This is a genomic window from Verrucosispora sp. WMMD1129, from assembly GCF_029581255.1.
Classification (GTDB): domain Bacteria; phylum Actinomycetota; class Actinomycetes; order Mycobacteriales; family Micromonosporaceae; genus Micromonospora; species Micromonospora sediminimaris.
This window is the reverse complement of the sequence record NZ_CP120741.1, coordinates 2,183,817-2,209,498: the sequence shown is the minus strand read 5'-3', so window position 1 is coordinate 2,209,498 and position 25,682 is coordinate 2,183,817. Positions and strand designations below refer to the sequence as shown.

At 67.7% G+C, this 25,682-nt stretch carries 23 protein-coding genes, 1 tRNA gene and 1 pseudogene; 18 read left to right on the top strand and 7 right to left on the bottom strand.

Annotation, left to right across the window (positions count from 1 at the left end; all coding sequences use genetic code 11):
• Window positions 1-74: 74 nt before the first annotated feature.
• Window positions 75-1,418 (bottom strand): hypothetical protein, encoded by a 1,344-nt coding sequence (locus O7624_RS10095; protein WP_282239805.1) that lies wholly within the window; start codon window positions 1,416-1,418, stop codon window positions 75-77.
• A gap of 82 nt (window positions 1,419-1,500) precedes the next feature.
• Here O7624_RS10095 and O7624_RS10090 point away from each other — a divergent pair, with 82 nt between their 5' ends.
• Window positions 1,501-2,010, top strand: coding sequence for a tyrosine-type recombinase/integrase (locus O7624_RS10090; RefSeq protein WP_282239804.1), 510 nt, complete (start codon window positions 1,501-1,503; stop codon window positions 2,008-2,010).
• A 216-nt stretch (window positions 2,011-2,226) separates the two neighbouring features.
• Here O7624_RS10090 and O7624_RS10085 read toward each other — a convergent pair whose 3' ends face one another.
• Together O7624_RS10085 and O7624_RS10080 are read right to left on the bottom strand one after the other, a co-directional pair.
• Window positions 2,227-3,495: an Ig-like domain-containing protein gene (locus tag O7624_RS10085; RefSeq protein WP_282239803.1), complete on the bottom strand. Its 1,269-nt coding sequence runs from the start codon at window positions 3,493-3,495 to the stop codon at window positions 2,227-2,229.
• Window positions 3,496-3,621: 126 nt separating this feature from the next.
• Window positions 3,622-4,884, bottom strand: a complete 1,263-nt coding sequence (locus tag O7624_RS10080) for an Ig-like domain-containing protein (RefSeq protein ID WP_282239802.1) — start codon at window positions 4,882-4,884, stop codon at window positions 3,622-3,624.
• Window positions 4,885-5,071: 187 nt separating this feature from the next.
• On the opposite strand from O7624_RS10080, the gene O7624_RS10075 reads away from it, so the two are divergent.
• Window positions 5,072-5,147 (top strand) — tRNA-Lys (locus tag O7624_RS10075).
• A 177-nt stretch (window positions 5,148-5,324) separates the two neighbouring features.
• On the opposite strand, the gene O7624_RS10070 is transcribed toward O7624_RS10075, so the two are convergent.
• Window positions 5,325-5,900 (bottom strand): flavoprotein, encoded by a 576-nt coding sequence (locus O7624_RS10070; RefSeq protein ID WP_282239801.1) that lies wholly within the window; start codon window positions 5,898-5,900, stop codon window positions 5,325-5,327.
• Complete coding sequence (locus O7624_RS10065) at window positions 5,897-7,234, bottom strand: hypothetical protein (protein ID WP_282239800.1); 1,338 nt, start codon at window positions 7,232-7,234, stop codon at window positions 5,897-5,899. The genes O7624_RS10070 and O7624_RS10065 overlap by 4 nt, the downstream gene beginning before the upstream one ends.
• Window positions 7,235-7,656: 422 nt before the next feature.
• Between O7624_RS10065 and amcA (O7624_RS10060) the strand changes: the two genes are divergently transcribed.
• From amcA (O7624_RS10060) to O7624_RS10035, 6 genes and pseudogenes are all read left to right on the top strand, one after another.
• Window positions 7,657-7,821 (top strand): multiple cyclophane-containing RiPP AmcA, encoded by a 165-nt coding sequence (gene amcA / locus O7624_RS10060; protein WP_282239799.1) that lies wholly within the window; start codon window positions 7,657-7,659, stop codon window positions 7,819-7,821.
• 65 nt (window positions 7,822-7,886) lie between these two features.
• Entirely contained in the window at window positions 7,887-8,162 is a 276-nt protein-coding gene (locus O7624_RS10055) for a hypothetical protein (RefSeq protein ID WP_282239798.1), read from the top strand.
• A pseudogene (amcB, locus tag O7624_RS10050) lies at window positions 8,159-9,294 on the top strand (cyclophane-forming radical SAM peptide maturase AmcB). The gene O7624_RS10055 and the pseudogene amcB overlap by 4 nt, the downstream one beginning before the upstream one ends.
• A complete protein-coding gene (gene amcA / locus O7624_RS10045; protein WP_282239796.1) occupies window positions 9,291-9,476 on the top strand; it encodes a multiple cyclophane-containing RiPP AmcA in 186 nt (61 codons plus the stop codon). The pseudogene amcB and the gene amcA (O7624_RS10045) overlap by 4 nt, the downstream one beginning before the upstream one ends.
• Window positions 9,477-9,546: 70 nt before the next feature.
• Window positions 9,547-10,215, top strand: a complete 669-nt coding sequence (locus O7624_RS10040) for a pentapeptide repeat-containing protein (protein ID WP_282239795.1) — start codon at window positions 9,547-9,549, stop codon at window positions 10,213-10,215.
• Between the two features lie 205 nt (window positions 10,216-10,420).
• Window positions 10,421-10,963 (top strand): hypothetical protein, encoded by a 543-nt coding sequence (locus O7624_RS10035; protein ID WP_282239794.1) that lies wholly within the window; start codon window positions 10,421-10,423, stop codon window positions 10,961-10,963.
• Window positions 10,964-11,279: 316 nt separating this feature from the next.
• Here the strand turns inward: O7624_RS10035 and O7624_RS10030 are convergent, their stop codons facing one another.
• Complete coding sequence (locus tag O7624_RS10030) at window positions 11,280-12,005, bottom strand: NUDIX domain-containing protein (protein ID WP_282239793.1); 726 nt, start codon at window positions 12,003-12,005, stop codon at window positions 11,280-11,282.
• Window positions 12,006-12,176: 171 nt separating this feature from the next.
• On the opposite strand from O7624_RS10030, the gene O7624_RS10025 reads away from it, so the two are divergent.
• The 7 genes from O7624_RS10025 to O7624_RS09995 all read left to right on the top strand — a co-directional run bounded on the left by O7624_RS10025 (window position 12,177) and on the right by O7624_RS09995 (window position 20,195).
• Window positions 12,177-13,559, top strand: coding sequence for a DUF2975 domain-containing protein (locus tag O7624_RS10025; protein ID WP_282239792.1), 1,383 nt, complete (start codon window positions 12,177-12,179; stop codon window positions 13,557-13,559).
• Window positions 13,560-13,605: 46 nt separating this feature from the next.
• A complete protein-coding gene (locus O7624_RS10020; protein ID WP_282239791.1) occupies window positions 13,606-13,866 on the top strand; it encodes a hypothetical protein in 261 nt (86 codons plus the stop codon).
• Between the two features lie 3 nt (window positions 13,867-13,869).
• Window positions 13,870-14,820 (top strand): hypothetical protein, encoded by a 951-nt coding sequence (locus tag O7624_RS10015; RefSeq protein ID WP_282239790.1) that lies wholly within the window; start codon window positions 13,870-13,872, stop codon window positions 14,818-14,820.
• Between the two features lie 124 nt (window positions 14,821-14,944).
• On the top strand, window positions 14,945-15,763 hold the full coding sequence (locus O7624_RS10010) for a DUF5919 domain-containing protein (RefSeq protein WP_093401840.1): 819 nt from the start codon (window positions 14,945-14,947) through the stop codon (window positions 15,761-15,763).
• A gap of 358 nt (window positions 15,764-16,121) precedes the next feature.
• Window positions 16,122-17,615: an aldehyde dehydrogenase gene (locus tag O7624_RS10005; RefSeq protein WP_282239789.1), complete on the top strand. Its 1,494-nt coding sequence runs from the start codon at window positions 16,122-16,124 to the stop codon at window positions 17,613-17,615.
• 91 nt (window positions 17,616-17,706) lie between these two features.
• Window positions 17,707-18,114 carry an SCP2 sterol-binding domain-containing protein gene (locus tag O7624_RS10000; protein ID WP_282239788.1) on the top strand — a complete coding sequence of 136 codons (408 nt, stop codon included), beginning with the start codon at window positions 17,707-17,709 and terminating at the stop codon, window positions 18,112-18,114.
• Window positions 18,114-20,195 carry a glycogen debranching N-terminal domain-containing protein gene (locus O7624_RS09995; RefSeq protein ID WP_282239787.1) on the top strand — a complete coding sequence of 694 codons (2,082 nt, stop codon included), beginning with the start codon at window positions 18,114-18,116 and terminating at the stop codon, window positions 20,193-20,195. Before O7624_RS10000 ends, O7624_RS09995 begins: the two co-directional genes overlap by 1 nt.
• 81 nt (window positions 20,196-20,276) lie before the next feature.
• On the opposite strand, the gene O7624_RS09990 is transcribed toward O7624_RS09995, so the two are convergent.
• Window positions 20,277-21,503 carry a PQQ-dependent sugar dehydrogenase gene (locus O7624_RS09990; RefSeq protein ID WP_282239786.1) on the bottom strand — a complete coding sequence of 409 codons (1,227 nt, stop codon included), beginning with the start codon at window positions 21,501-21,503 and terminating at the stop codon, window positions 20,277-20,279.
• Window positions 21,504-21,640: 137 nt separating this feature from the next.
• Between O7624_RS09990 and O7624_RS09985 the strand changes: the two genes are divergently transcribed.
• The 3 genes from O7624_RS09985 (at window position 21,641) to O7624_RS09975 (ending at window position 25,592) form a co-directional block, all read left to right on the top strand.
• Window positions 21,641-22,261: a hypothetical protein gene (locus O7624_RS09985; protein WP_282239785.1), complete on the top strand. Its 621-nt coding sequence runs from the start codon at window positions 21,641-21,643 to the stop codon at window positions 22,259-22,261.
• Between the two features lie 513 nt (window positions 22,262-22,774).
• A complete protein-coding gene (locus O7624_RS09980) occupies window positions 22,775-24,106 on the top strand; it encodes an endo-1,4-beta-xylanase (protein WP_232511057.1) in 1,332 nt (443 codons plus the stop codon).
• Between the two features lie 43 nt (window positions 24,107-24,149).
• On the top strand, window positions 24,150-25,592 hold the full coding sequence (locus O7624_RS09975; protein WP_282239784.1) for an RICIN domain-containing protein: 1,443 nt from the start codon (window positions 24,150-24,152) through the stop codon (window positions 25,590-25,592).
• Window positions 25,593-25,682 lie beyond the last annotated feature (90 nt).

Here is a 25,682-nt window from a genome sequence, read left to right as displayed (position 1 = left end):
CCGGACCGCCGCCGGTGGATCCGGCCGGCCTACTGGTCGGACAGCTGGCTGTCACAGGTCGATGAGGTGTGGGTTCACCGACGGACGGGACGATCAGGGTGCGGGTGCGTAACGCCTGCCGGGTCTACAACGCGTGGCATCCGCCGCACTCGTTCGCGATCGGCTACCACTCGGTCCGCAGCATCTTTGTCAAGATCGATGGGGTGGGTCGAATCCGCGGCCCAAGACGATGATCCACCGGTAGTAGGAGCGTCACGCCGCGACGCCAGCAGCAGCGGAACACCCACGACCGGCACCAGCCACATCGCAATGTAGAGCCGATCACCCTGACCTGTCACCGGGTGGGCGACCTGCGTGGCCAACCCAGTGCCGGCCACAGCCAACGTCACCCACGCCAAAGCACGGTCGCGGCGCATCAGCGCCCACGCGCCCAGGGCCAGACCAGCGAGCAGCCACGGTGCCCGCAGCTCCTGCTGCAACCACTGCGGCCAAAAGTTGAGATTCAGGTCGACCAGTCGACGCCACGGGTCGGCGACGTCGGGCCGGGTGAAGTGGTCGGTGAACTTGTCCTGCAACGTCTCCCCGGCACCCGCCAGGTTGAGCACCTTGGCGGTCACGGCGATACCCGTCGCCGCGGCGGCACCCACACCGGCGAGGAGGAACGTGCCGGCGTGCCGGTGCTGCCGGCTGGTCGCGGCGGCAAGGAAAGCGGCAGCGGTCAGCCCCGCCGCGACCAGAAGGAACGTGGAGTGGCGCATCGTGGCCCCTACCGCGACCGCGCCGACAAGCAGCACCGTGCCGGCCATGATACGGCGGCGCGTCAGCCACCACGCGCCAAGTAGCGCGGCAACGGTGAGCGCCATGACCGGCCCTTCGGTGAGCGGGTAGGAGCCCCACCAGCCGATCGGTGACCCGTAGTAGGCCACCTGCCCGGCTACCGCCAGGTGCACCGGCGCGCCGAGCTCGCGTAGCAGCCTGGCGACGAGCAGCCCGCCGATGGCGGTGCACAGCACGGAGGTCACGGACAGGCCGGCGTTGACGCCGAGGACTGCGACGAGCGGGGCGGCCAGGATCGGATAGCCGGGCCGGTCGCCGAAGATCGCTTCGTAGCGGGGCTTGTTCGGTGTCAGGCCGTCGGGATACTTGGCGATGCAGTCACGGACGCGCTGGGCCATGCGGGGCGGTTTGTCGATGGTGAGCGGGTTGACGGCTGCCCGCCGGGCGTCCGACCGGGCCTGGTCGCGGCAGTAGGCCGCGAGGGCGGCCTGTTGCGCGTCGGCGGGTGTCTCGCCGAGCAGCTCAAGGGTGGCGCTCGCGTAGCGGTAGGCGTCGTTGGCGGGTCCGACGGCGGGGCGAAGCGCCACCACCCAGAGCCCCACCCAGGCGAGCGCCACGAGTAGCGGTAGCCAGCGCCTCAATGCAGTGCTCCCTTGCGTTGTCGTCCCCTGTCCGGGTGCGGGTCAGGAGTGTATCGCCGCTCACCATCAGTCGATCAAGGAGATGGCCCCGAGACGCGTTCGCCGCCAACCTGCTCGCGGTCCGCTCCTTGCTGCTGGAGCACCTCAGCCCGGACCGGCCGCCCGTGACGAGGACCTGGAACCCAACGAGGCCGGCATCCGGTCGCTGATCTTCGGTACGCCGAAGACGGCCCGGGGGCGCCGTACCGTCACGTTCACGCCGAAGGTCGCCGAGGCGCTCAGCGCACTGGTCGTCGGCAAGAGCCGCGATGAGTTCGTCTTCGCCACCCCCAACGGCGAGCCGGTGCGTGCCAGGAACTTCCGCCGGGGCTGGCTCACGTCAGTGGAGGCGGCCGGGCTGTCCGGGCTGCGTATCCACGATTTGCGGCACACCCAGGCGGCGGCTGATCTCGCCGAACGTGCCGCTGTCGGCGATCTCCCGGCGGCTGGGCCACGGGAGCGTTGCGGTCACCGATGGTCTGACCTGGGCCTCTGGGCGGGGCCAATTCCCTTCGGTCACCCACCCGTCAGGCCCCTCCGTGGAGGGGCCTGACGCTTTTGGAGTTACCGGCGACCGGTCCGCGGTCCCCTGCGGGGAGCAGCCACCCCGGCTGCCGCATGTCGCGGTGTGCCTGCCAGCGGAGGCCGCGGGTTGCGGCACGTCGCGGTATGCCTGTCGCCGGAGGCCGCAGGTTGCGGCATGACGCGGTACGCCTGCCGGCGGAGGCCGCGGGTTGCGGCACGTCGTGGCGCCGGTGCCGGCGTGGGGTCAGGCGGTGGGTGCTTCGCTTGACGAGACGTCCGGGTCGGTCTCGTCGTTGGCGGCCGGCTCGTACGGCAGGGCGCTGCCCTTGACGTACTCCTCCCAGCTGACGTTCCAGTCTGTCCAGCCGTTGCCGATCTGGAGCTTGCGTTCGGTGCCCTTGACGACGATCGGGTCACCGACCCGCGTGTTGTTGAACAGCCAGGCGCCGTTGGCCATCGAGACGTTCACGCAGCCGTGCGAGACGTTCGTCGTGCCCTGCTGCCCCTCCGACCACGGTGCCGCGTGGATGAACTCGCCGCCCCAGGTGAGCCGTTGCGCGTAATCGATCTTCGTCCGGTACCCGTCCTCGGGGCCCAACTCGTCGTACGTGTCGAAGACCGTCTTGCGCAGCTTCTCCATCACCACCATCGTGCCGCTGGAGGACGGGGTGCTCTTCTTTCCCAGGCTCACCGGAATCGTCTTGATCTTCTCGCCGTTCTTGGTGACGATCATCCGCTTGGTCCGGTTGTCCACCGTCATCAGCAGCTTCGGGCCGATGGCGATGTCGACGGTCAGGTCGGCCCGGCCGTACCAACCGTCGCCAAGCGGCAGCCCGCCGGCCTGCACCCGGTACGACACCTTGCTGCCGGCCTGCCAGAACTCCTTTGGCCGGTAGCGGACCTCGGTCGGGCTGACCCAGTGCCAGATGCCCTCCTGGGCCGGCTCCGAGGTAACCGTCATCCGGCGCTGCAGGTCGGCGCGGTACTTCTCCGGGATGTCCCGACCGAACTTCACGATCAGCGGCATGGCCACCCCGACCGTCTGGTCGTCGCCGAGGAAACTGCTGACGCGTACCTGCTTCTCCGGCTCCTCCATTACGGTGAAGGCGCTGGTCGCGGTCACCGGCAGGCCATCGTCGCCGGTCGCGGTGACGGTGGCGGTGTACGCGGCGCCGTAGGTCAACGCCTTCGACGGCAGCCAACTGCGGCCGTCGGCGGCCAGGTCGCCCTCGACCGCCTCGCCCTCGGCGTCGGTCAGCTCGACCGTGACGTCCTCGGCCTGCTCGGCGGCGAAGGCGATCGCCGCCGACGCCGGCACGTCCTTCGCGTCCGCGGCCGGCTCGCTGATGCTCACCGACGCCTTCGCGGCCGGCTGTTCGGCGCCGTCCTGCCAGCCCGGCCCCTTGTCGCCACCCTTACCGCCGGTGCAGGCGGAGGTCAGTGCCAACGTCACGGCGAGCAAGCCTGCGGCGAGCACCCCCCGCCGTCGGTTGCGCTGGTCCCGAACTCGCATGGTGTCCTCACAGTCGTGGTCCGCTGCCCGTTCCCATTACTGACGCACCAGTTCACGTACCCGTTGCGACAAGTGAACCGAAACACGTGGAAGCGGGATGTCCGGATAGTGACATATTTCGTCCGGTCATACGGCCGGACCGGCGCCACCGTCCGGAACTGGCAGCGCACTGCCCTTGACGAACTCCGACCAGCTCAGGTTCCACGCGGTCCAACCATTGCCCGCCGCCAGCTTGCGTTCGGTGCCGGTGATGGTGATCGGATCGCCGATCTTCGTACGTTGGAAGAGCCAGCGGGCGTTCGCCATCGAGACGTTCACGCAGCCGTGGGAGACATTCTGTCGTCCCTGGACGTGCTCCGACCAGGGGGCCGCGTGGATGTACTCGCCGCCCCAGGTGATCCGCTGGGCGAACTCGATGTCCGTGACGTACCGGTTCTCCGGATCCGGGTCGTCCATCGTGTCGAAGACTGTCGCTTCCTTCTTCTCCATCACCACAAGCGTGCCGCTGGACGAGGGGGTCTTCTTCTTGCCCAGGCTGACCGGCAGCGTCTTGATCAGCTGCCCGTCCTCGTACACCCGCATCCGCTTGTCGGAGTTGGTCACCTTCATCTCGAAGGCCGAGCCGATCTTCGCGGTGGCGTTGCGGTCGACGTTGCCGAACCGACCGTTGCTCAGCGGAATGCCGGCCAAGGCGATGCGTACGGTCAGCCTGGTGCCGGCCTTCCAGTACTCCGGCGCGCGGTAGTACGCCTGCGTACCGTTGCTCACCCAGTGCCAGGCGCCCGGCTGCGGCGGATCGGTCTGCACGAACATCCGCTTCTGCACCTTGGCCCGGTCCTTCTTCGGGATGCCCGGGTGGAACTCCGCCACCACCGGCATGGCCACCCCGTACGTCCGGTCGTCGAACAGGTACAGCCCCGAGGTGATCATCGAGCCGGGTTTGGCCATCGTGGTGAACGTGCTGGTGCCCTCGCTCACCGCGCCGTCCGGCCCCTTCGCGGAGACCGTGGCGGTGTAACGGGTCGACCACTTCAACGGCGCCGACGGCACCCACGAAGACCCGTCCGTACGCAGCTTGCCCTTGACCTGCTTGCCGTCCTCGGTCTTGAGAGTGACCTGCGACACCTCGCCGCCGTCCGGCAGCTTCGCGCCGATCTCCACGCTTACCGGCCGGTTCTTCGTCCCGTCGGCCGGGCTCACCGTCAGCGGCGGACCACTCGGCACCCCCGGTGCCCCCGGTGCTCCCGGCGTCCCGGTGTCGGACGCCCCGGGTGTCTGGCCGGGCACGAACTCGGCCGGCGCGCGCTCCTCGCCGCAGCCCGACAATGCCAGCGACGCCACCAGCCCCAAGGCACTCAACAACGCCCCGGCCCGCGCGAACCTGCCCATCCCCACCCCTGTCCTAGCGCACCTGGCGGACATCGTGCCGTATCGCTGCCGCCCGGCATCACCCCGGTCCCACACTTTGCAAAGGTTTCTCGTTAAATGTCCGAAAAGCTCGACCGAAGGGAGGACCCCGGGATCTGATTGGAACCCGCTTCAGAGTGCGTGCTAGTGTTTCCCCCGTTGTCAGCGAGCGCCGCTAGCTCAACTGGCAGAGCAGCGGACTCTTAATCCGCGGGTTCGGGGTTCGAGTCCCTGGCGGCGCACCAACGAGCAAGGCCCTGACCTGGTAGAACTCTGCCGGTCGGGGCCTTCTTCGCGTACGGCGATGGCGGGTGGTCGCTCGGTGGGTGCTCGGGAGCCGTTGGACCCGGCGGACGTCAGCGGGACGCGGTGCGATGCTATGGACACCGATTACGTGCGACCCGGGCATGTCCGGCCTGCGATCAGCCGTGGCCAGCCGTTGTCGAACGATCCGCATGGGCAAGTCGGGTTGCTGTCTCGAAGGCGGCCGTCCAGGGGAAGACTTGCTGCCGCGCGTTGCCGCTGCCGGGCGGGTGTGGTTCCCAGCGGTCTTCGGGGCCGAGCAGGACGTGTACCCCTTCGTCGCGGAGGCTGGCAACGGCACGGCGGAAGGGTAGGCGGTCGGCGAGGGCGGCGTTGACGAACGGGACGATGACGGTCGGTACCTGCCGTCCGATCAGTTCGGCGACCGAGGTCATCGCGTAGTTGTCGGCGAGGCCGAAGGCGATTTTGTTGATCGAGTTGTACGTGGCAGGTGCGATGAGCAGGGCGTCGGCGGCAGGTAGCGAGCGGCGGCCGCTGGAGGACGCCTGGTAGCTGGATCGCACCGCGGCGCCGGTCAGCTCCTCGATCGCAGGCACGTCTATGAAGTCGATGCTGTTGGGTGTGGCGGTGACTGCGGTCGTCCAGGAGTACATCTGCGCGGCGCTGATCAGTTGGGTCACGTCTGCGGCGGGCCCGGCGGCGCAGACGACAATCTGCAGGTGGCCGCCGCTCATAGCCGGATCCCGGCCTCTCGTGTGAAGTCGACGACGGCGGTGCGGGCGGAACCCTTGGCCAGGAGCGCGAGGTTGGTGGCGATGCGTTGGACGGCCGGGCGGCAGCGGACCTCCTCGGGTGCTACCTCGTACGCGGTGCGCAACGCGGTCAGGCCGTGTTCGTAGCGCCCCCACTGGGTGTAGGCACGGGCGGCATCGACGTAAAGCGACGCCTTGCGCTCGGCAAGCGTCACCTTCTCCAGCGGTACCGTGCGCGCGATGCCGATAGCCGTGCCGGCATCGCCGAGGGTGAGGGCGACGTTTACCCGGTGAAGCAGGACGTTGGCGGCACCGAACCCGGTCCACCGGTCGTTGCCGTCGTAGCCGAGTCGAGCGGCGGCACGGCTCGCTTCATCGAGCATTGCTTGCGCGGTCTCACGGTCGTCGCTGCGGGCGGCGGCGACGGCACCTCGGAGGACGAGTGCGCCGTACACGGCTACCGCGTCCGCCGAGGTGAGGCGCGTGTCTTGGTCGAGCACGTCGGCTGCGTTGCCGGCAAGGGTCACTGCCTGCTTGTCGTGGCCGTTGGTCATCAGGGCGTGGGTCATGATCCGAGCACTCGTGGCGGCGGCTACCGGGTCCTCACTGGCCGCAGCGGCTCGGGTGCTGCGTTCGGCTGCGACCAGGGCCATGCCTCGGTCGCCGACCTTGAGCAGGACGCTGCCGACGACGTGGTAGAGGTCCGCTGCCAGGACTTCGACGTGCCTTCTCTGTTCGCCCTGCGCGCTTGCCCTGGCAGGTTCGAGTGCGGGCAGCAGCGTTACGAGCTGGTCGAGAACGCGTTCGTACCGGCAGGCTTGGTAGTCGATCTTCGCGGCGGCCACGGCGCAGGAGAACTGTTGAGCGGACAGCGTCACCGCGTTCGGATGGCGTGGCGAGACGAGCGCGTCGAGTAGCGGCGCGACGCCGGGCGCAGCGGCGACGCCGATCGTCGCCCCGCGTAGCAGATCTCTTCGTCGCACGTCACCATCCGAGCCGGAGTCACCTTGTCCGTCATCGCCAGTATCCGTATCCATACCTGCATTCGGCAGCGTGGTGCCCACGGTTGCACCGCTGGTGCCCGTCGCCAGCAGGGACTCGAAACGTTCCCGTGCGTCGGGTGTGGCTCGGGCCAGCACGGTGTCCAGCGCAGCCTGCATGTCGGCGCGTGGGAGGACGTTGTCGCCCTGGCTGCTCCACTTGGCCACCGTCCGCCGGGCCGCGCCCAAGTGCTCGGCGAAGGCGGTCACGCTCATCCGCAGCGCGTTACGCAGTGCGTTCGCTTCTCGGCCGGTCCAGGTCGTTACCGGAGCCATCGCACGTCCTTCCGAACGGACAGTCCTCGGCCTGGTGATCGTACCGGCACGTGGGGTGACGGCAGGTGCACCGCCAGTGCACCGGTCGGACATTCCGTCTACCTGCCTCCCGGGACCAGGCTGGGTGTGCCGGTACACCGATCCCCCAGTGTTCCGGCAGGTCAGCGGCAGTCTCACGCTAGGGAGTTCCAGATGGATGTGCCGATTAGCGGCAGGCCGGAATGCGACCCGACGCACCGGCAAGCGCTCGCGCCGGGCACTCCGTCGATCGCACGGGTGCCTCCTCGTTCGCGTACCGCTACCAGGGCTGCGTGGGCGGGTGACCGGTGGTCAGTTCCCCGCCGCTGGCTGACCGCGGTGGGCTTGCCGGCACACCGGCAAGCCCACCGCACGCAGGTGACGGCTCTGACCGGAGGTCGGTAATGACCGTGTACATCTCGCGCAACGCCAAGACCGGTGAACCGCCACAAGACCGTGCAGCGGCGGTTCCCCCGGTGGTGCGGCCGTGCCGTGCCGACCCGCTGCTGCTGACGCATGTCTGGCGGATCGTGTTCGAGCGACAGGCACGAGAGCGCGACCATCGGTGACCGGCGACCGAGGCCAGAGCCGGGCCCGAGCGAATGCAGCGCTGTTCCGGCAGGAACATCTGCCAATGCAGCCATTGTGGCTTTGCCGGCGGTGCGGTCAGCCGTGGCCGTGCGGCGCGGCGAAGCTCGCCCTCGCGGTCGAGTACCGGGACAGCCCGGTGAGCCTGTTCCTCTACCTGGCCAGCTGCCTGCACGACGCGATCGATGACCTGCACCGGCTCAATCCCAACGCGGCGGGTGGTACCGCCTCACTGTTTGACCGGTTCCTCGGGTGGCCCGCCCGCACCCACGGCTACCGAGCGAACACCGCCACGGCGATCGGGAACGAGGAGACATCGTGAACGGCATCGGCCTCATCAGCATCAATCGTCAGCCGGCGATCGCCAGCAGGTTCCACACACTGGTCGTGCGGCCCACCAGCTTCTGCAACCTCGACTGCACCTACTGCTATCTGCCCGACCGCAGATCCCTCCGCCTGATGAGCGATGCCGTCGCGCAAGCCTGCGCCGAATCGATCGCCCAGCAGAACAGCAGTCATCCGGTCAGCGTCGTGTGGCACGGCGGCGAGCCGACTGCTACACCCACCGAGGCTTTCCAGCGGCTGCTTACTCCGTTGAGGATCTGCGGCGCGACGGCCGGGTGCGTCACGAGATCCAGACCAACGGCACCCTCATCGACCAGCGGTGGTGCGACCTGCTCGCCATCCACGACTTCGAGATCGGGATCAGCATCGACGGTCCAGGCACGCTGAACGGCAACCGGCTCGACCGGGCCGGGAAGGCAACGACCGCCCGGACGATGCGTGGCATTCAGACGCTCGTCGACCACGGCTTGGCGTACTCAGTGATCTGCGTCGTTACTCCCGAGACCATCGACCATGCCGACGACCTCGTTGAGTTCTTCGCCGGTCTGCCGGGCTGTGAGTCGGTGGGCTTCAACATCGAGGAGCAGGAAGGTGCCGACCGCCTGCCGGTCTCCGAGGAAGCCGCGTACCGGTTCTGGCACCAGATCGTGCGGTACCGGCTTGCCGGCAGTCCGCTCCGAATCCGCGACGTGGACCGCCTGGCCGACTACCTCGCCGCCACCCGCGCCGGGCTTGTCGACCACGTCCCGTACGAGCCGATCCCCACCGTCTCCCACGACGGCCAGGTGGTGCTGCTGTCACCGGAACTGCTCGGCATCAAAGACCCGCGCTACGCGGACTTCATCGCCGGCAACGTGCTCCACGAGCCAATCGGCGACATGCTCGCCCATGCCAGCGAGCTGCGATACGTCACCGAGTTCGTGACCGCGCTCAACGACTGCGCCGACCGCTGCGGCTTCTACGACTTCTGCCGGGGTGCGCAGGCAGGCAATCGCTACTTCGAACACGGCACCTTCACCACGCGGGAGACCGCCTACTGCCGCACGACCCGGCAAGCCCTGATCCGCGCTGCTGCGGATCACCTCACCCTTCAAGGAGGACCGTCATGACCCACGCCCTCGCCGCGCTTCTCGACGCCCCGCTGGACCGTCTCGCCCTGCTCGGCGTCGACCCGACCCGCGCGGTAGCGTCGATCGACGCGGCGAAGTTCGACAACCGGCCCACCTGGGACAACAAGGGGAAGTTCGACAGCCGCCCCGCCTGGGACAACTGGAACAAGAAGAAGTCGTAGCCCGCCGACCGGCGGTGCGATTCGACGTGGGGTGGCGTGCCCACCCCGCGCCCGAACAGGTTGAGGAGACATGCGGACGACCACCGTGGGCGACGTGACCCTTCTCCTGCCCGACCTCGATCCGGAGGACCTCGACCAGGTCAGCGATCTGTCCGACGATGACGTCCGCGACGGCCTCGTCGATGGGGTCTCCTGGCGTGGTGAGCAGCTTGCGGAGCAGAGCATCCGAGGTTGCCGGATCACCGGCGCTGACCTCGGTGAGGTCAGCTGGGAAGCGGGGGCTCTCTACGGGTGCGAGATCGCTGGGACGGACTTGTCCGGCGCGACCCTCACCGGCATCAGCATCGAGCGATGCTCGGTCACCGGAACCCGGTTCACGGGCACCCGGTTCATCGACGTCCGCCTCAAAGACGTCCTGTTCGACAGTTGCCGGTTCGACTACGCCACGCTGAATCGCGTCAGCGTCGCGGGTTCGGTGGCCTTCACCAACTGCACCCTTGGCCACGGCAGTTGGTCGTCCTGCCGCCTGTCCGGCGTTGCCCTGCGCTCCTGCGATCTGAGCGACCTGGAGCTGGAATCCTGCCGCCTCGACGGCGCGGATCTGCGGGGCAGCCGGTTGCACCACTTGAGGACGCCGTTGGACAACCTTCACGGCGTTGTTCTCGGTGAGGATCAGCTCTCTGACCTGACTCGTTTGGCCGTCGAGACCCTGCGCATCGTCGTCCAAGCTGAGGTCTGACCGAAGCCGAGACGACGACGGCCGGTGTCGATTCGTCGGCGGTGGAGGGCATGATGAAAAGCTTCTGGGGCAACCGCTCCGATGCACGGCTAGCCGCCTACCAGAACATGTGGGTGGCGTTCCGGTCTCCGGACGGCAGGCCGCTGGGCTTGTGGATGCCAGGCGCGCGTGGCATGGGCGTGCCGGGCTGAACGGGGGACGACCTGTGGGGATTGACGCCACCTTGTTCTGCCTGTGCCGACGGGTCCAGCTTGTCCTCGGCAAGCCGGTGCGTAACTCGTGGGACGACATCATCTACTTCGCCTACGCGCACCCGAGTACGCCGAAGCACAGTCAGTCGCGGCGGATGTCGGGGGCGTTGTGGAAGATCTTCGCTGAGCATGTCGGCCACCAGTTGCAGGTGATCTACGACTCTCAGTTGGAGTACGACGAGATGTGGGAGCAGCCTGGGCCGCCGGCCATGATCGGCGGTGACGAGCCTGGCGACATCGAGTTCAATGACTACCTTGCCGACTGGCCCGAGGACAGTTTCGCCGACTACCCCAGTAACGGGTGGGATGTGTCGAAGGTCGGCTACCTGTCCTGTTTCCGTTGTCGGGAACGGCTCTGCCTGGGGCAGGCGGTGCGCGATGCCGACAGTCGGGTGTTGTTCTTCCACCGTGGGGGTCCGGAGGCTCCGGCCAACTCCCGGCAGCCAGTGCTCAACCGGGCGGCCTGGCGGTTCCTGGCCCGGCACTCCCACCCATGAGTTGCCGATCCTGGTAGGCCCACCGTACGACCGGGACATCGACGGTTACGTCGAGATCGGTGGCCAGCGGCCTGACGATGTTCCGTTTGACGACTACCTGGCCAACTGGCCCGGGTAGGCCGGGCGCATTCACCCGGCACGTCGCTCCGCATCAACGGACGACGCCACGCCGACAGCCCACCCGAGGCGCGTCACGGTGGTGCTCCCTGGGTGCTCGGTTGCCATGGACCGGCTCACTCAGAGTGGACTGGGGATGCATCGGTTTGGCTCAACGGGCAAAGCCAGGTGACGGTTCTGCCTGGGGCCTGTTGACGGATCAGCCTGCGACGTCGTCGGCATGCGCGGCGGACGAGCGGAGCATCGGAGGGTAGAGGACGGTGGCCCCTCCGGCTCGGTACAGAGCCGCTGGCCGGCCGACCTCGGAAGCCCGTTTGCCCCCGGTAGGGGCGAGGAAGTTCTCCGCGTTCACGACCTTCCGGTGGAAGTTGCGGGCGTCGATGGTTGTGGACCAGACGACCTCGTAGACGCGGCGTAGGTCGCTGATGGTGAAGGTTGGGAGGCAGAAGGCTGTCGCCAGGGTGGTGTACTCCAGTTTTGCCCGTGCCCGTTCGACGCCGTCGGCGAGGATGCGGTCGTGATCGAATGCCAAGGCGTTCGGCCGATCAATGACCGAGTCGATGGGGGCCCACCTGGCGTTGCGGGCATCGGTGCCGGCGACGGGTATGGGCAGGTCGGGCGCGAGCGCGAGATAGGCGACGCTGGCTACCCGGCCGCGTGGGTCGCGCCCCGGTGTGGCGTACGTACGCAACTGCTCCAGATGTAGCTGGCGGCCGTCCAGGCCGGCCTCCTCGGCCAGTTCCCGGACGGCCGCTTCGTCGATGTCTTCGTTCGACCGTACGAACCCGCCCGGCAGTGCGAGACGTCCCCTGAACGGATCTTTTCCGCGCTCGATCAGCACGACCTGCAACTGATCGTCGCGCACGGTCAGTACCACAAGGTCGACCGTTAGTAGCGCATGTTGCCCGTGCCCCACACCGTTCATCGAGGGATCGTATCCAATCGTCAGGTTGACGAGAACTCACGTTCCGCTATACCGTGGTGGCAGTCCGTTTCTCGTCTGTTTGACGAAATATCGCGCTGGTGAGCCTGTTCCCGCGCCGCGGTCGTCGCCTCGTCCGGCTCATTAGTTCCGCTCTCGACCAAGGAGATCCAGATGACCACCGCTCCTTCAGAACTTCCGGCGCGAGGGCCCGGGCAGCAGCCCGGACCGACCGCTCCCATTGCGATCGCCGGAAATCTCAGTCCAGTCGCCAGCAGCAGCGCGACTCGGCATCTGAACGCCGGGGCCTACCTCGACGAGCGCTTCTGCCGGCGCAGTCTCGACGAGGTCTACCACCAGCCCGGGCGAGCGGTCGCCCCGTCCTTCGGGTTTGACCTCTCCGTTGTGCTCGGCCACTGCCTGCGAGCCGATCGGATCAACCTCATCAGGGACGTCGCCAGCATCGTTCTGCTGGTGATGGCCGCCTGTCTGGGTGCTCCCGGCCTGTTGTTTGGTCTTGGTGTCGCCGCCGGCGGCTACTCCCTGGTTGCCGTATGGCGGATCTTGGTCGAGGTGGCGCGCTGGCAGCTGACGGACGAGGTGTCACCAAAAAGGCTGATCGGTAATGGGCTGGCCGCTGTGCTGGGCTCGCTGGTGTCGGCGCTGGCATTTCTCACGGCCTTGCCGATAGCGGGTCTCCTGGCGGTCAGCGCCGGTGTTGAGCCCGGGGACGCCTCCGCCGTGCTGGCGTTGTTTGGCGTCGGTGTCACCTTGACTTTCGCGGCGGTCTTCGGTCCGCCCGTGGTGGCGGAACTCGTGAAGTGGCGGTACGCCACGGAGAACGGGCCCGGCGGGCAGCCGACCCTGGTCCACCAGACGGTGCGAATGAACGAACTTCGCAACCAGCAGGAGGGCAACACGACGATATTCTCTGGGTACTCGCCATTCATCGGCTCCGGTGTGCGGCTGTCCACTGAGGGGTTCGCGCTGCGGATGGTCGGTGGTGCGGAGGATTTCGAGGAACCACGACCGGAAGGGGAGCGGGAGTATCAGGAAGTCCCGTTTGCCGCTGTTGATCTGATCGCCCACGTCGAGCGCAGCGTGGGGGAGTTGGCCTTCGCCGCCGATCCGGAGCACCGGTTGGCCGGCCTCACCGTCACCCGCCGGATCTTCACGGCTGGCAGCGAAACCACCCAGTTGAAATCGCGCACCAGCGCATCGGATGTCGAGCGCTTCATTCGCGAACCGGCGGACGCCAACCGTCACTACCTGGCCTGCCAGGTCAACTCGTGGGACGGCGAATTGGTCACCACCGTCTACGTGCACTACGCCCTCCAGGGGCGCGCCCTGTATTTTCGAAGTGGACACCTTCGCGCTGGCGCCCTGCCGCGACGAATTCCGTGTCGTGGACGACGTGTCGAGTATCGGTGCTGTGCCATATCTCAAGGTGGGCTGGCGGGCGCTGATGGACGCACCCGCCACCGTCGCGGCGGCACCACGAAGCCTTTTCCGTGCGGGCTGGCGGGCGCTGACTCGACGGTTGTCGGGTCCTGCTGATCCTCGCCGGGGCTTCGACCGGGGAGCGCGGATCAGCGTCCGGGAGATGGCCACCCTCGACATTGTCCGCAACGACTTCCAGATGCAGGACGTCGCGAAGCACAAAAAGATCATCACGCGTCGCATCGTCGCGGCCACTCTCGACTTTCTCGTTACTCGCGGAGTCGACGTGACGGAATTTCGCCAGAGCAGCCGGGTGCTGATCAACAGTGGAATCTATGCCGGGGGCAATATCGGTGACATCTCTGGCATCAGCAATTCCTTCGTCCCTGCCACGTCGAGTGGTCCAACTGCGGGTAAAGGATAGGCTATGGGCAGCGATAACACTGGTGCGAATTTCGGTATCCGTGCTGGCGGCAATATCGGAAACATCAGTAACATCAAGGATTCCTTCAAGTCGAGCGGGCCGGCTGCGCCGCACCCCAACGCCCGTACCGGCGGGGACAGCGGTGCCGCGTCCGGCAGGTCGGGTGAGCAGACGCCGCCGGTCGACATCGCGGTGCTCACGGTGCTGTCACCGGAGATGCAGGCGATGACCGAGGTGTTCCAGCGGGCCACCGACTACCGCCGCCCTGCTCCGAGTGACCAGCGGCGGGTGCATCAAGCGACGTTCACCACGCCGTACGGCCGGCTGAACGCGGTGCTGATGCAGACCATGGACCGCAACCAACGGTCCGCGGCCACCGCCTACGCCTTCCTGCGGCAAGTTCACCGGCCCAGACTGGTGGCGCTCGTCGGCATCGCCGGTGGGATCAGCGAGCGCGTTGACGTCGGCGACGTGGTTATCGCGGATCAGGTCATCTACTACGACGAGCGGCGGGAGGCGGCGAACATCACCTACCGGCGGGGGGAGGCCACGGCGGTGCCGGCACGGATGAGCCTGAGCCTTAGTGACTTGTTCAGCACCCGGGGAGAGCCGTTCGTGCTCCCGTCAGTGGAGACGAGGACCTTCTTCAAAGTTGTCCGTGGACCGATCGGATCGGGCGGCGCGGTGATCACGGACGAGGCTTCCGACATCCGCGCGTACCTGCAGTCGTTTCATGAGAAGTGTCTTGCCGTCGAGACCGAGGCGGGCGGCCTGGTCCAAGCGTTCCGGGAGGACCTCGACACCAGCGCGGACGCCGTGAGCTGGGTGGTGGTCCGTGGCGTTTCCGACCACGCGGACGCGGCCAAGGGCCATCGCGATCATGACCTGGCGGCCAGGCACGCGGGTGTGGCCTTCGAGAGCCTGCTGCCGTTCCTGGGACATTCACCTACGTGATCATTGGTTGCTCCGTCCACGGGTGACAAGCGGCCAAGAAGGCGACAAGCGGCCAGGGCGGCGGGCAGTCAGGTCCGTCCGCCGCCCTGGTGCCGCTCCGACAAGTGAGAAGGGTGAAGTCGTCATGCCGTCCCAACCACCCAAGCCGCGTACGGCCACCGTGCTGACCCGCCGTCACCTGCAGACGGGTCTGACGGTCAGCATCGCAATGGTCGTCGGGGTGCTCGGCGTATTCGATGTCGTGGACCCGTCGACCGTGGCGGCCGCCACCCTGGCCACGCTCGCGCTGTTGGCCTTCGACCTGGCCGAGGAACGGCGGGATCTGGCCCACGTGGTTCCGCTCCTGACGCGGGTGGTTCGGGCGCTGCACCGCCTGCCCGGCGAGCTGCCGGGCGAACCGCGACTGGCCGCGTCAACATCCGGTCTCAACATCGACCTGGCCGGCGCAGCCGATGTCCGGCTGGTTGGGGTCACGCTGGGCCGGACTCTGCGCAACATCGCCGAACCACTCGCCCGACGATTGGCGGAGGGAGCGCTCGTGCGGATCGCCGTCATCGACCCCGCGACATCCGCGCCGGCCGAGGCGGCGCGACGTGCCACCCTCCCGGACGACCGGGGCATCTTCACCAACCGCCTCCGGCCAACCCTGGATCTGGTGCGTGAGGTCGCCGAATCGGCTCGCGGGACGGGGCGGATAGAGGTCCGGTTGTTGCCGTTCGTGCCTTCCTTCGGCCTGATCATGGTCGACGCGGAGGGGGAAGCGGGACGGTTGTACGTTGACGTCTATTCGCACCGGCCGGCCGGTGCCGAGCCGGTCCTGGCTCTGACTCAGGCGGGTAGCCCCCAGTGGTATCGGCACTACCTGCGGGAGTTCGACCACATCTGGGCCCATGGCCAACCCATCGACCTTCTGCCGGCCGAACCAGCACCGTGTCCGGTGTGATCGCCCGACCCAGCGTACGAACGGGACATCGACGGGTACGTCGAGAACGGTGGCCGGCGGCCTGACGATGTTCCGTTCGACGACTACCTGGCCGACTGGCCCGGGTAGGCATTGATCAACGCCGCAGGCATGATCACGCATGTCGTCCGCCCACGAACTGCGGCACGCGCGTTGGTCATGGCTGATGGTTGGGTTCCGTTCGAAACCACGCCCGCTGTCGCCTCGGGAAGTATTCTCCTGGAAGTGGTGCAACTCGGTTATTCCGGTCGGTAGTTCGACTTCGACGCCATGGTCGCGCTGGCGGGTCGAGCCGTGTCCGGCAGTGACAGGTCGTGTCGCGCGACTGGAGGGAGACGCCATGCCGGACGCCATCCCTACTGTCGATCTATTGATCGGCGGTAGGTGGACGCCCGCCCAATCAGGGCGAAGGACCACAAAAGTACGCCCTATCGATAATGAGCCGCTGTCGGAGGTTGCCGCCGCCGGCCGTACCGACGCGGTGGCTGCCGTTGATGCGGCGGCATCCGCGAGGGCTACCTGGGGAACCTGGTCGCCGGGGCAACGGCGCGAGGTGTTGCAGCGTGCCGCAGGTCTGCTGACCGAACGCGGCGACGACATCGTCGGGACGATGTGCCAGGAGACCGGCGCGGTGCTCAGCTGGGGCCAGTTCAACCTGAAGCTCGCCACCGACATGCTCATCGAGGCGGCCGCGCAGACGTACGGCATCGTCGGCGAAGTCGTCCCGTCCGACGTGCCCGGCATGACCGCGCTCGGCATCCGCCAACCGGTAGGAGTGGTCGTCGGCCTTGCCCCGTGGAACGCGCCGCTGATCCTCGGCATGCGAGCCGTCGCACTTCCGCTGGCATACGGCAACACGGTGGTGCTCAAGGCGAGCGAGGAGGCCCCGGCAACCCATGTGGCCATCGCCGCAGCCCTGCATGACGCCGGCATGCCACCCGGCGCGATCAACGTGATCACGAACGCACCGGCCGACGCGGCGGACGTTGTCGACGAGTTGATCTGCCATCCGCAGACCCGCTGCATCAACTTCACCGGCTCGACCTCGGTCGGGCGCGTGATCGGCGAGAAGGCCGGCCGGCATCTGAAGCGCACCGTCCTCGAACTCGGCGGCAAGGCGCCGATGCTGGTGCTGGCGGACGCGGACATCCCGGCGGCGGTACGCGCCGCCGTCGCCGGCTCCTTCATGAACCAGGGTCAGATCTGCATGTCGACCGAGCGGATTGTGGTGGAGCGCCAGGTCGCCGACGAGTTTCTCGACCAGTTGGTGACCCACGCCGGCAGGCTGGCCATGGGCGATCCGCATGAACCGTCGACCGAGCTCGGCCCACTGGTGAACCAGCGGGCCGTCGACCATGTCGCGTCGCTCGTCGCCGACGCCCAGAACAACGGCGCCGAGGTGCTCATCGGGGGCCGAGCCGACGGCTTGTTCTACCCACCGACCGTACTGCGCGGCGTGACCCCGAAGATGCGGATCTACAGTGAAGAGTCGTTCGGCCCGGTCGCTGCGGTGATCGAGGTGGAAGGCGTCGACGAGGCCGTCGACGTCGCCAACGACACCGAGCTCGGTCTGGCCAGCGCGGTGTTCAGCCGCGACGTCGCCAACGCACTACAGGTGGCCCGCCGGATCGAAGCCGGGATCTGCCACATCAACGGAACCTCCGTCCACGACGAGCCGCAGATGCCATTCGGCGGCGTCAAGGCCAGCGGCTGGGGTCGGTTCGGTTCCCGGGCGGCACTCGCCGAATTCACCGACCTGCGGTGGATCACCATCTCGCCGTTGGACCGGCAGTACCCGTTCGGGCCGCACGTCCCGTCCCTGTCCGGAATCTGAGCGGCGGCATGCGCAGCGGGTGATGCAGGCCCGACGGAGGGCTGGCACGGTCACGCCGAGGTGGCACGCGAGGAAAGGATGATGACGCCAAGTGGGCGACCAGCTGGCTGACGCACTCCAGATGCTGGAGCGTGGGGAGAGCCGTACCTTCAAGAGTATTCCGCCGGAGCCCACGGGCACCGTCCGCCTTGACGTGACAGAGTCGGCCGGCACCGTCGTGAAACAGTGGTTCGTCACCCTGGAGAGCGGGACTGCCCAGGTCCGCAGGCCAGATTCGGAAACGCCCCGGCCGGAGCCGGACGCCGTTCTGCGCACCGACAACGAGACGTTCGACCGGCTGGTCAGGGGCGAGGAACGGTTCGTGCCGCTGTTCTTCCGCAACGCGCTTGTGATTGAGGGGCACCTGGGACTGGTGCACATGCTCGCCATGGTGCTGTTCGCCGGACCGCCCACCGGCCACCACCCACGGGATTTCGTCCATGAGGAAGCCGGCTCCTGATGGTCGAGAAGACGCTCAGCATCCTTGACGGAAACACGTTCCTCGTCACGGATGTACGTGGCGATGTCACCCCGTCCCCGAATTCACCGGCTGGGCTCTTCTCGTTCGACACCCGCTTCCTGTCGACCTGGGTGCTGCGCGTCAACGGGGAGCGACTCAGCCCGATGTCCCGCAGCGATCTGCACTTCTTCGAGACCCGGTTCTTCCTCGTCCCCGGGAAGCCCACGCACTACGTCAACGCCAAGCTCTCGGTCATCCGTAAGCAGACGATCGGCATTTGTCTCGTCGAACGACTCGTGGTCCTCAACCACGACATCGAACCGGCGGACGTCTCCATCCGGATAGACGCGGACGCCGACTTCGCCGACATCTTCGAGGTCAAGGAGAATCAGCCAAAGCGCGGTAAGCGATCGGTGTGTCAGGAGGATGGGCGCCTCTGTCTGCACTACGAGCGGGCAACGTTCTACCGGGACACCATCATCTCCAGTGACAGACCGGCCAAGGTGGACGACGGCGGCATGACCTTCGACATCCGTCTCGAACCGCAGGGCCGCTGGGACGTCGAGCTCCAGGTGGAACCGATCATCAACCGGGGGGTCGGCGGTTCCGTTACCGTCTGGGAGGCGTACCGCAGGCGGAGCAGGCCACAGGTGCGCGAGGAGTTGGAGCGCTGGATCGACCGCGCGCCACGGCTCGCCAGCGACTACGAGCCGCTCACGGCGGCATACAAGCGCAGTTTGTACGACCTGGCCGCTATGCGTTACTCGTCGCTGACCGCGACCAGCCCGATCCCGACCGCCGGACTGCCGTGGTTCATGACCCTCTTCGGCCGGGACAGCATCTTCATCAGCCTGCAGACGCTGCCGTTTGTGCCTGCGCTGACCCCGCCCGTGCTGGGCCTGTTGGGGACGCTGCAAGGCAGCACCTTCGACGACTTCCGCGAGGAGGAGCCGGGCAAGATCCTGCACGAGTTCCGGTACGGCGAGTCGGCGGCGTTCGAGGAACAGCCGCACACCCCCTACTACGGATCTGCCGACGCCAGCCCGCTGTTCGTCATCCTGCTCGACGAGTACGAGCGGTGGAGCGGCGACGTGGAGGCCGTGCGTCGTTTCGAACCGCAAGCCCGTGCCGCGCTCAACTGGATCGACGAGTACGGCGACCTGCTTGGCACCGGCTACATCTACTACCGGCGGCGCAACACCCGTACGGGCCTGGAAAACCAGTGCTGGAAGGACTCCTGGGACTCGATCTCCTACCGGGACGGTCGGCTGCCCGCCCTGCCCAGGGCAACCTGCGAGCTACAGGGGTACGCCTACGACGCCAAGATACGCGGGGCGCGGATGGCCCGCGACTTCTGGAACGACCCCGAGTACGCCGACCGCTTGGAGAGCGAGGCGGCGCAACTGCGGGAACAGTTCAACCGGGATTTCTGGATCGAGGAGGAAGGGTACTACGCGCTTGCGCTCGACCCGGAGGGCAAGCGCGTTGACGCCCTCGCCTCCAACATGGGGCACCTGCTCTGGAGCGGCATTGTCGAGCCGGAGCGGGCACGCCGTGTGGCGGACCACCTCCTCGGGCCGAGCCTGTTCTCCGGTTGGGGCGTGCGTACCCTGTCCACCACCAACCTCCGATACAACCCCGTCGGCTACCACGTCGGTGCGGTCTGGCCGTTCGACAACTCGATCATCGCCTGGGGGTTGTGGCGCTACGGTTTCCGGGAGGAGGCCGCCCGGATCGCCGATGGCATGATCACTGCGTCGGGTTACTTCGACGGTCGGTTGCCCGAGGCGTTCGCCGGCTACGAGCGGAGCCTGACCAGCTACCCGGTCGAGTACCCGGCGGCGTGCAGCCCTCAGGGCTGGTCAGCGGGGGCGCCGCTGCTCCTACTTCGCACGATGCTGGGGCTCAGCCCGTACCCGGACCATCTGGCCGTCGATCCGTACCTGCCGCCGTCGGTGGGCCGGATCGAACTGCTCGACATACCGGGGCGGTGGGGGCGCGCCGACGCGTTCGGCCGCCGCCGCCGCCGCGACGGCGACCAGCAGGCGGGGCCGGTCGCCCGACTCACCCACGGCGAGTAGCTTCCGCACCAGGGGTCAGCTCGGCGGCGGGGCCGGCGGCACAGAACGACGATCTGCGCCGCCGGCCCCTCGCGCCGGGGTTCAGCGGTTCGCCGGCTCGCTGGTCGGAGTCGGCTGGACGCGCTCGAACCGTACCCGGCTCAGCCAGCCCGGCAGGTCACTGAGTGCGTACAGCTCGCCGTGCACGTCGGCGTCGATGGCGGTCGGCTGGATTGGGAAGTTGCCGATGATGGCGCTCTCGTAGCCACCCCAGGGCTTGGGGCGTACGGCGAATGCGAGCGTCGAGCAGTAGTCGCTGGCGACGTAGGTGCCCCAGGCTTCCGGGGTGGCGGATCCTCGGTACACCACACCGCCGGTCACCGAGCAGCTCTCCGTCATGTAGTGCTCGTACTCGAAGACCGGGTCGGTGTATTTCACGCCCGGCCGGCACTGCTCCGGGTCGAACACCGGGGTGCCCTCGCGGCAGGACCAGCCGAGGTTCGCGCCACGCTGCCAAGGGCGGATGTGGTTGATCTCCTCGACCAGGCCCTGGCCGACGTCACCGATCCAGAGTGAGTTGTCGACCTTGTCGACCGAGAACCGCCACGGGTTGCGCAGCCCGTAGAGCCAGATCTCCGGCCGCGCGCCGGGGGTGCGGACGAACGGGTTGTCGCGGGGTACGCAGTAGGGCTTCGCGCCGCAGCTGCGGTTGACGTCGATCCGTACGATCTTGCCGAGCAGGGTGCCGAGGTCCTGGCCGGCCTTGTACGGGTCGTTGGCGTGGCCGCCGTCGCCGAGAGACCAGTAGAGGTAGCCGTCGCGGTCGAACGCCACCTGCCCGCCGTTGTGGTTGTTGTACTCGGCGTGCTCCTGGGTGAGCAGCACCTGTAGCCGTTCGGGCGCGTTGATCGGCAGCCGCGCCAGGGTCAGTTCGCCGTCCGGGAGGCTGGTGTAGGCTACGTAGAGCATCCCGGTCCGCGCGAAGTTCGGCGCGGGGGTGATGCCGAGCAGGCCGCGCTCGTTGCCCGACGTGTCGACCCGGGCGGTCAGGTCCAGCACCGGCTCGGCCGCCAGGCCGGTGTCGGGGTGGTAGGCGCGGACGATGCCCCTCTTCTCCGCGATCAGCATCCTTCCGTCCGGCAGCCCGGTGAGTGCGATCGGACGCTGTAGTCCGAAGGCCACCTGTTCGGACACCACGGTCAGCTCGGTGAGGGGCACCCTGTCGGGGCGGGGTGGCCCGGCCGTGGCGGTGCCGGCGACCGATGCCGACAGGATCAGAACGAGCAACCCGGCCAGCGCGGGGATCGGGCGCCATCGCCGTCGCGACATGTTCTCAGCTCCTTGAGCAGGTGGAATGGAGTACGCAGTCTGGGAGCGGGTCCAACACTACATCAACTTGTATCAATGCATTAACCGGAAGCGCGGAATCGGCGGCCCGGTGGAGTGGTCTTCGTACGATGACCGGCATGGATGTTGCGATCGTGACGAACGCGGTCGTGGCCGCGGTCTCGGTGATCACCGTCGGGGTCTCGGTGTTCTTCGCGCTCCGGCAACTGCGGCTGTCGCAGAGCGCGAACCACACCCTTGTCGCGATCGAGCTGCTCACCCGCGACCGGATGAGCGACGCCTTCCTGGACAGCCAGCAGTTCGTGCTCACCGAGCTGAGGGCCAGGTGCTCGCCGGAGCTGCGGGTCAGCGATCTTCCGTCCGACGCCCGCAAGCATGTGAACCGGATCGCGTTGTACTACAACGGCCTGGGCCAGATGCTGGCCTTCAACGTCGTCGACCCGGCGCTGTTGATCGGCACAGGTGGCTTCCGCGCCCGGGAGGCGTGGAGCGTCCTGGAGCCGTACATCCTCGCCGAGCGGGCGGCCCGCGGGGAGTCGTATCTGGCGAACTTCGAGCATCTCGCCGTGCTCGCCACCGAGACGCCGTGGTCGGTTGCGGTGCGCAAGCTGGGCCTACGCCGGTTCGACAGCTATCCCGCCGACCTGGGCCTGGCGACCGGGGCGGGCGACGCGGCTGGGAAGGCGCCGGCCGCCGATCCGGCCAGCGAACGCGACGTCAGCTCGGCGGGCTCCGTCTGACGACCACCGCGCCCTCCTGACCCGGGGCGGGTCAGGAGGTCGGGGTCGGTCCGCCGCCGCATCAACGCCCGGCCGCCGGCCGCTCGGTGTCGCTGATGTTCACGTGCACATCGCACGCGACGGTGGTGGTGCAACTGGTGTGGCTCGCCGCCGCGGATCATCAAGCTGTGACTCCCATCGATCGGCAGGCATCGTGGCCGAGCTGTCCGGCCGATGCAACGTACTAGTCTTACCTGCTCTTTTTCCGGTCTTTGGGCTGAACTTCTTGAGCACCCCGTAACTTTGTGGCAATCTCACTGCCATCGATGCGTAGCGTTGTGTCGTCTCTTGTGGTCTGCCCCAACGAGCACGTGAGTCGCCGGGCGATGTTAGCGCTAACCCGTCGAAGTGACGCGACTCTGGAAGGTGCTGAGACACATGAAGAATCTCGTACATCCGAGCGGTTCTCCGCGACGACGGTGGCGCACCGGAGCGACGGTGCGCGGGCTGGCGGTCGGGTTGCTGGTGGCCGGCATGGCGCTGGTCGGGCCCAGCGGTGCCGCCCAGGCAGGGACCACGTTGGGCACCTCGGCGGCGGAGAAGGGCCGCTACTTCGGTGCCGCCGTCGGCACGTACAAGTTCAACGACAACACCTACATGACGGTGCTGAACCGCGAGTTCAACAGCCTGGTCGCCGAGAACGAGATGAAGTGGGACGCCACCGAGCCGCAGCGGGGCGTGTTCAACTTCAGCGCCGGTGACCGCATCGTCAACCACGCCCGATCGCGCGGGATGAAGGTACGGGGACACACCCTGCTGTGGCACGCACAGCAGCCCGGTTGGGCGCAGGGCCTCTCCGGCGGCGACCTGCGCAACGCCGCCATCAACCACGTCACCCAGGTGGCCTCCCACTTCCGGGGGCAGATCTACTCGTGGGACGTGGTGAACGAGGCGTTCGCCGACGGTGGCAGCGGCGCGCGGCGGGACTCGAACCTGCAACGCACCGGCAACGACTGGATCGAGGCCGCGTTCCGGGCCGCCCGCGCGGCCGACCCCGGCGCCAAGCTCTGCTACAACGACTACAACACCGACGGCATCAACGCGAAGTCGACAGGCATCTACAACATGGTGCGCGACTTCAAGCAGCGCGGCGTCCCGATCGACTGCGTCGGCTTCCAGTCCCACCTGGGCACCTCGCTACCCGGTGACTACCAGGCCAACCTCCAGCGCTTCGCCGACCTGGGCGTGGACGTGGAGATCACCGAACTGGACATCACCCAGGGCGGCAACCAGGCCAACATGTACGGCGCCGTCACCCGCGCCTGCCTGGCGATCTCGCGCTGCACCGGCATCACCGTGTGGGGCGTACGGGACTGTGACTCCTGGCGCGGCGGCGACAACGCCCTGCTCTTCGACTGCGCCGGCAACAAGAAGCCCGCGTACACGGCGGTCCTCGACGCCCTCAACGGCGGCAGCACCCCGAACCCGACCGGCAACAGGTTCCGCAACGACGCATCCGGCCGGTGCCTGGACGTCAACGGGGCGAGTTCGGCAAACGGCGCCCAGATGATCATCTGGGACTGCCACAACAATGCCAACCAGCAGTTCACCCAGAACGGGCGGGCGTTGCAGGTGATGGGCAAGTGCCTGGACGTACCGAACAATGCCGCCGCCGGCACCCGGGTGCAGATCTACGACTGCCACGGTGGAGCGAACCAGCAGTGGGTGATCAACAGCAACGCCACGATCAGCAACGCGCAGACCGGGCTCTGCCTGGACGTCAACGGCGCCGCCACCGCCAACGGCTCCGCCGTGATCGTGTGGGGCTGCCACGGTGGTGCCAACCAGCGCTGGACCCGGGCCTGACCTGATGAGCACGACAGTCGGCACCGCACAGAAGGGAACGCCAATGGTCCGATCCCGCTCACCGCGCTACCTGCACCGGATGCTCACGGGCGTCCTGGCCGCTCTCGTGGCGGTGCCGACTGCCGTGCTCGGCGGTGCCGCACCCGCCGCCGCCGACACCAGCCAGTTCCGTGGTGTCAACTGGGCCAGGTTGGGTGACAACTTCCACGGCGGGCCGCTGGTCCTGCACGGCCTGAGCAGCTCCGACAGCTATGCGACGGTGGTGGCCAAGGCCAACGCGATCTACACCGGCTTCCAGAACAACCTGGACGCCAACACGGTCCGGCTGCCGATCAACACCTACACCGTCGGTACGAGCTGGTGGAATGCGTACACCGGCGCGATCGACGCCGCCACCGCGAAGGGCCTCAAGGTCGTCCTCTCCTACTGGGACGACGGCGTGGCCGCCAGCGGCGGTCGGATCGTCAACACCACCGCCTTCAACACCATGTGGAACACCGTGGTCGCCAGGTACGGCAGCAACGACCTGGTGTACTTCGAGCCGATGAACGAGCCGGGCGGGCACAGCGCCGCGGACTGGGCGAACGTGGTGAACAACTGGCTCACCGCCCGCCCGTCGATCCCCCGCCACCGGGTCTTCGTCAGCGGGGCCGGCCTGAACACCGACATCAAGTCGATGTGCGCCGACCGCCGGCTCGACGGGACGATCGTGTCGCTGCACCACTACACCTTCTTCAGCGGCGCGAAGACCTACGACCAGTGGGTGACGTTCCTGCGGGACGCGATCGGCTCCTGCGCCGCCCGTACCGTGATGGACGAGTTCGGCGCGCCGATGGACACCGGGCTCAACTACCACGACACCGCCAGCACCGACAACTTCGTACGCTACTTCCGCGCCACCACCGAGGTGCTGCGGGAACTGCGGATCGGCTCGATCTACTGGCCGGCCCTGGGCGGCAAGGTCACCGCGGGCCAGGGCGACGACTGGTACGCCATGCAGAAGTTGCACGGCACCGGCACCAACCTCACCCTCAGCACCCCCAACGCCAGCGGTCTCGACCGCCTCCGGTACGCCTGGGGCCTGACCGGCGGCGGCACACCGGACCCGGCGAGCCGGTTGCGCAACGTCGGCACCGGGCAGTGTCTGGACATCCCCGGCGCGACGACCGCGAACATCCAGGTCCAGGTGTACGCCTGCAACGACACCGCCGCCCAGCGGTGGACCGTGACGGCCGGCGGGCAGCTCACCGCTCTTGCCGGCCAGCGGTGCCTCGACGCGTACAACCGGGGGACGGTGAACGGCACCGTCGTCGGCACGTACGCGTGCAACGGCGGCGACAACCAACGGTGGACGATCGGCGGCGACGGCACGATCCGCAGCGCGCAGTCCGGTCTCTGCCTGGACGTGAACACCACCACCTTGAAGGTCCAACTCTGGGCCTGCTGGGGCGGCGACAACCAGAAGTGGCAGGTGCAGAACGCCTGACCTGGCACACCCGACCGCGCGTACGCCGAGGCCGGGCCCGTGCCCATCGTGCGGCGCGGTATGTCAATGGCTTCCGGTGGCGGCCCGGGA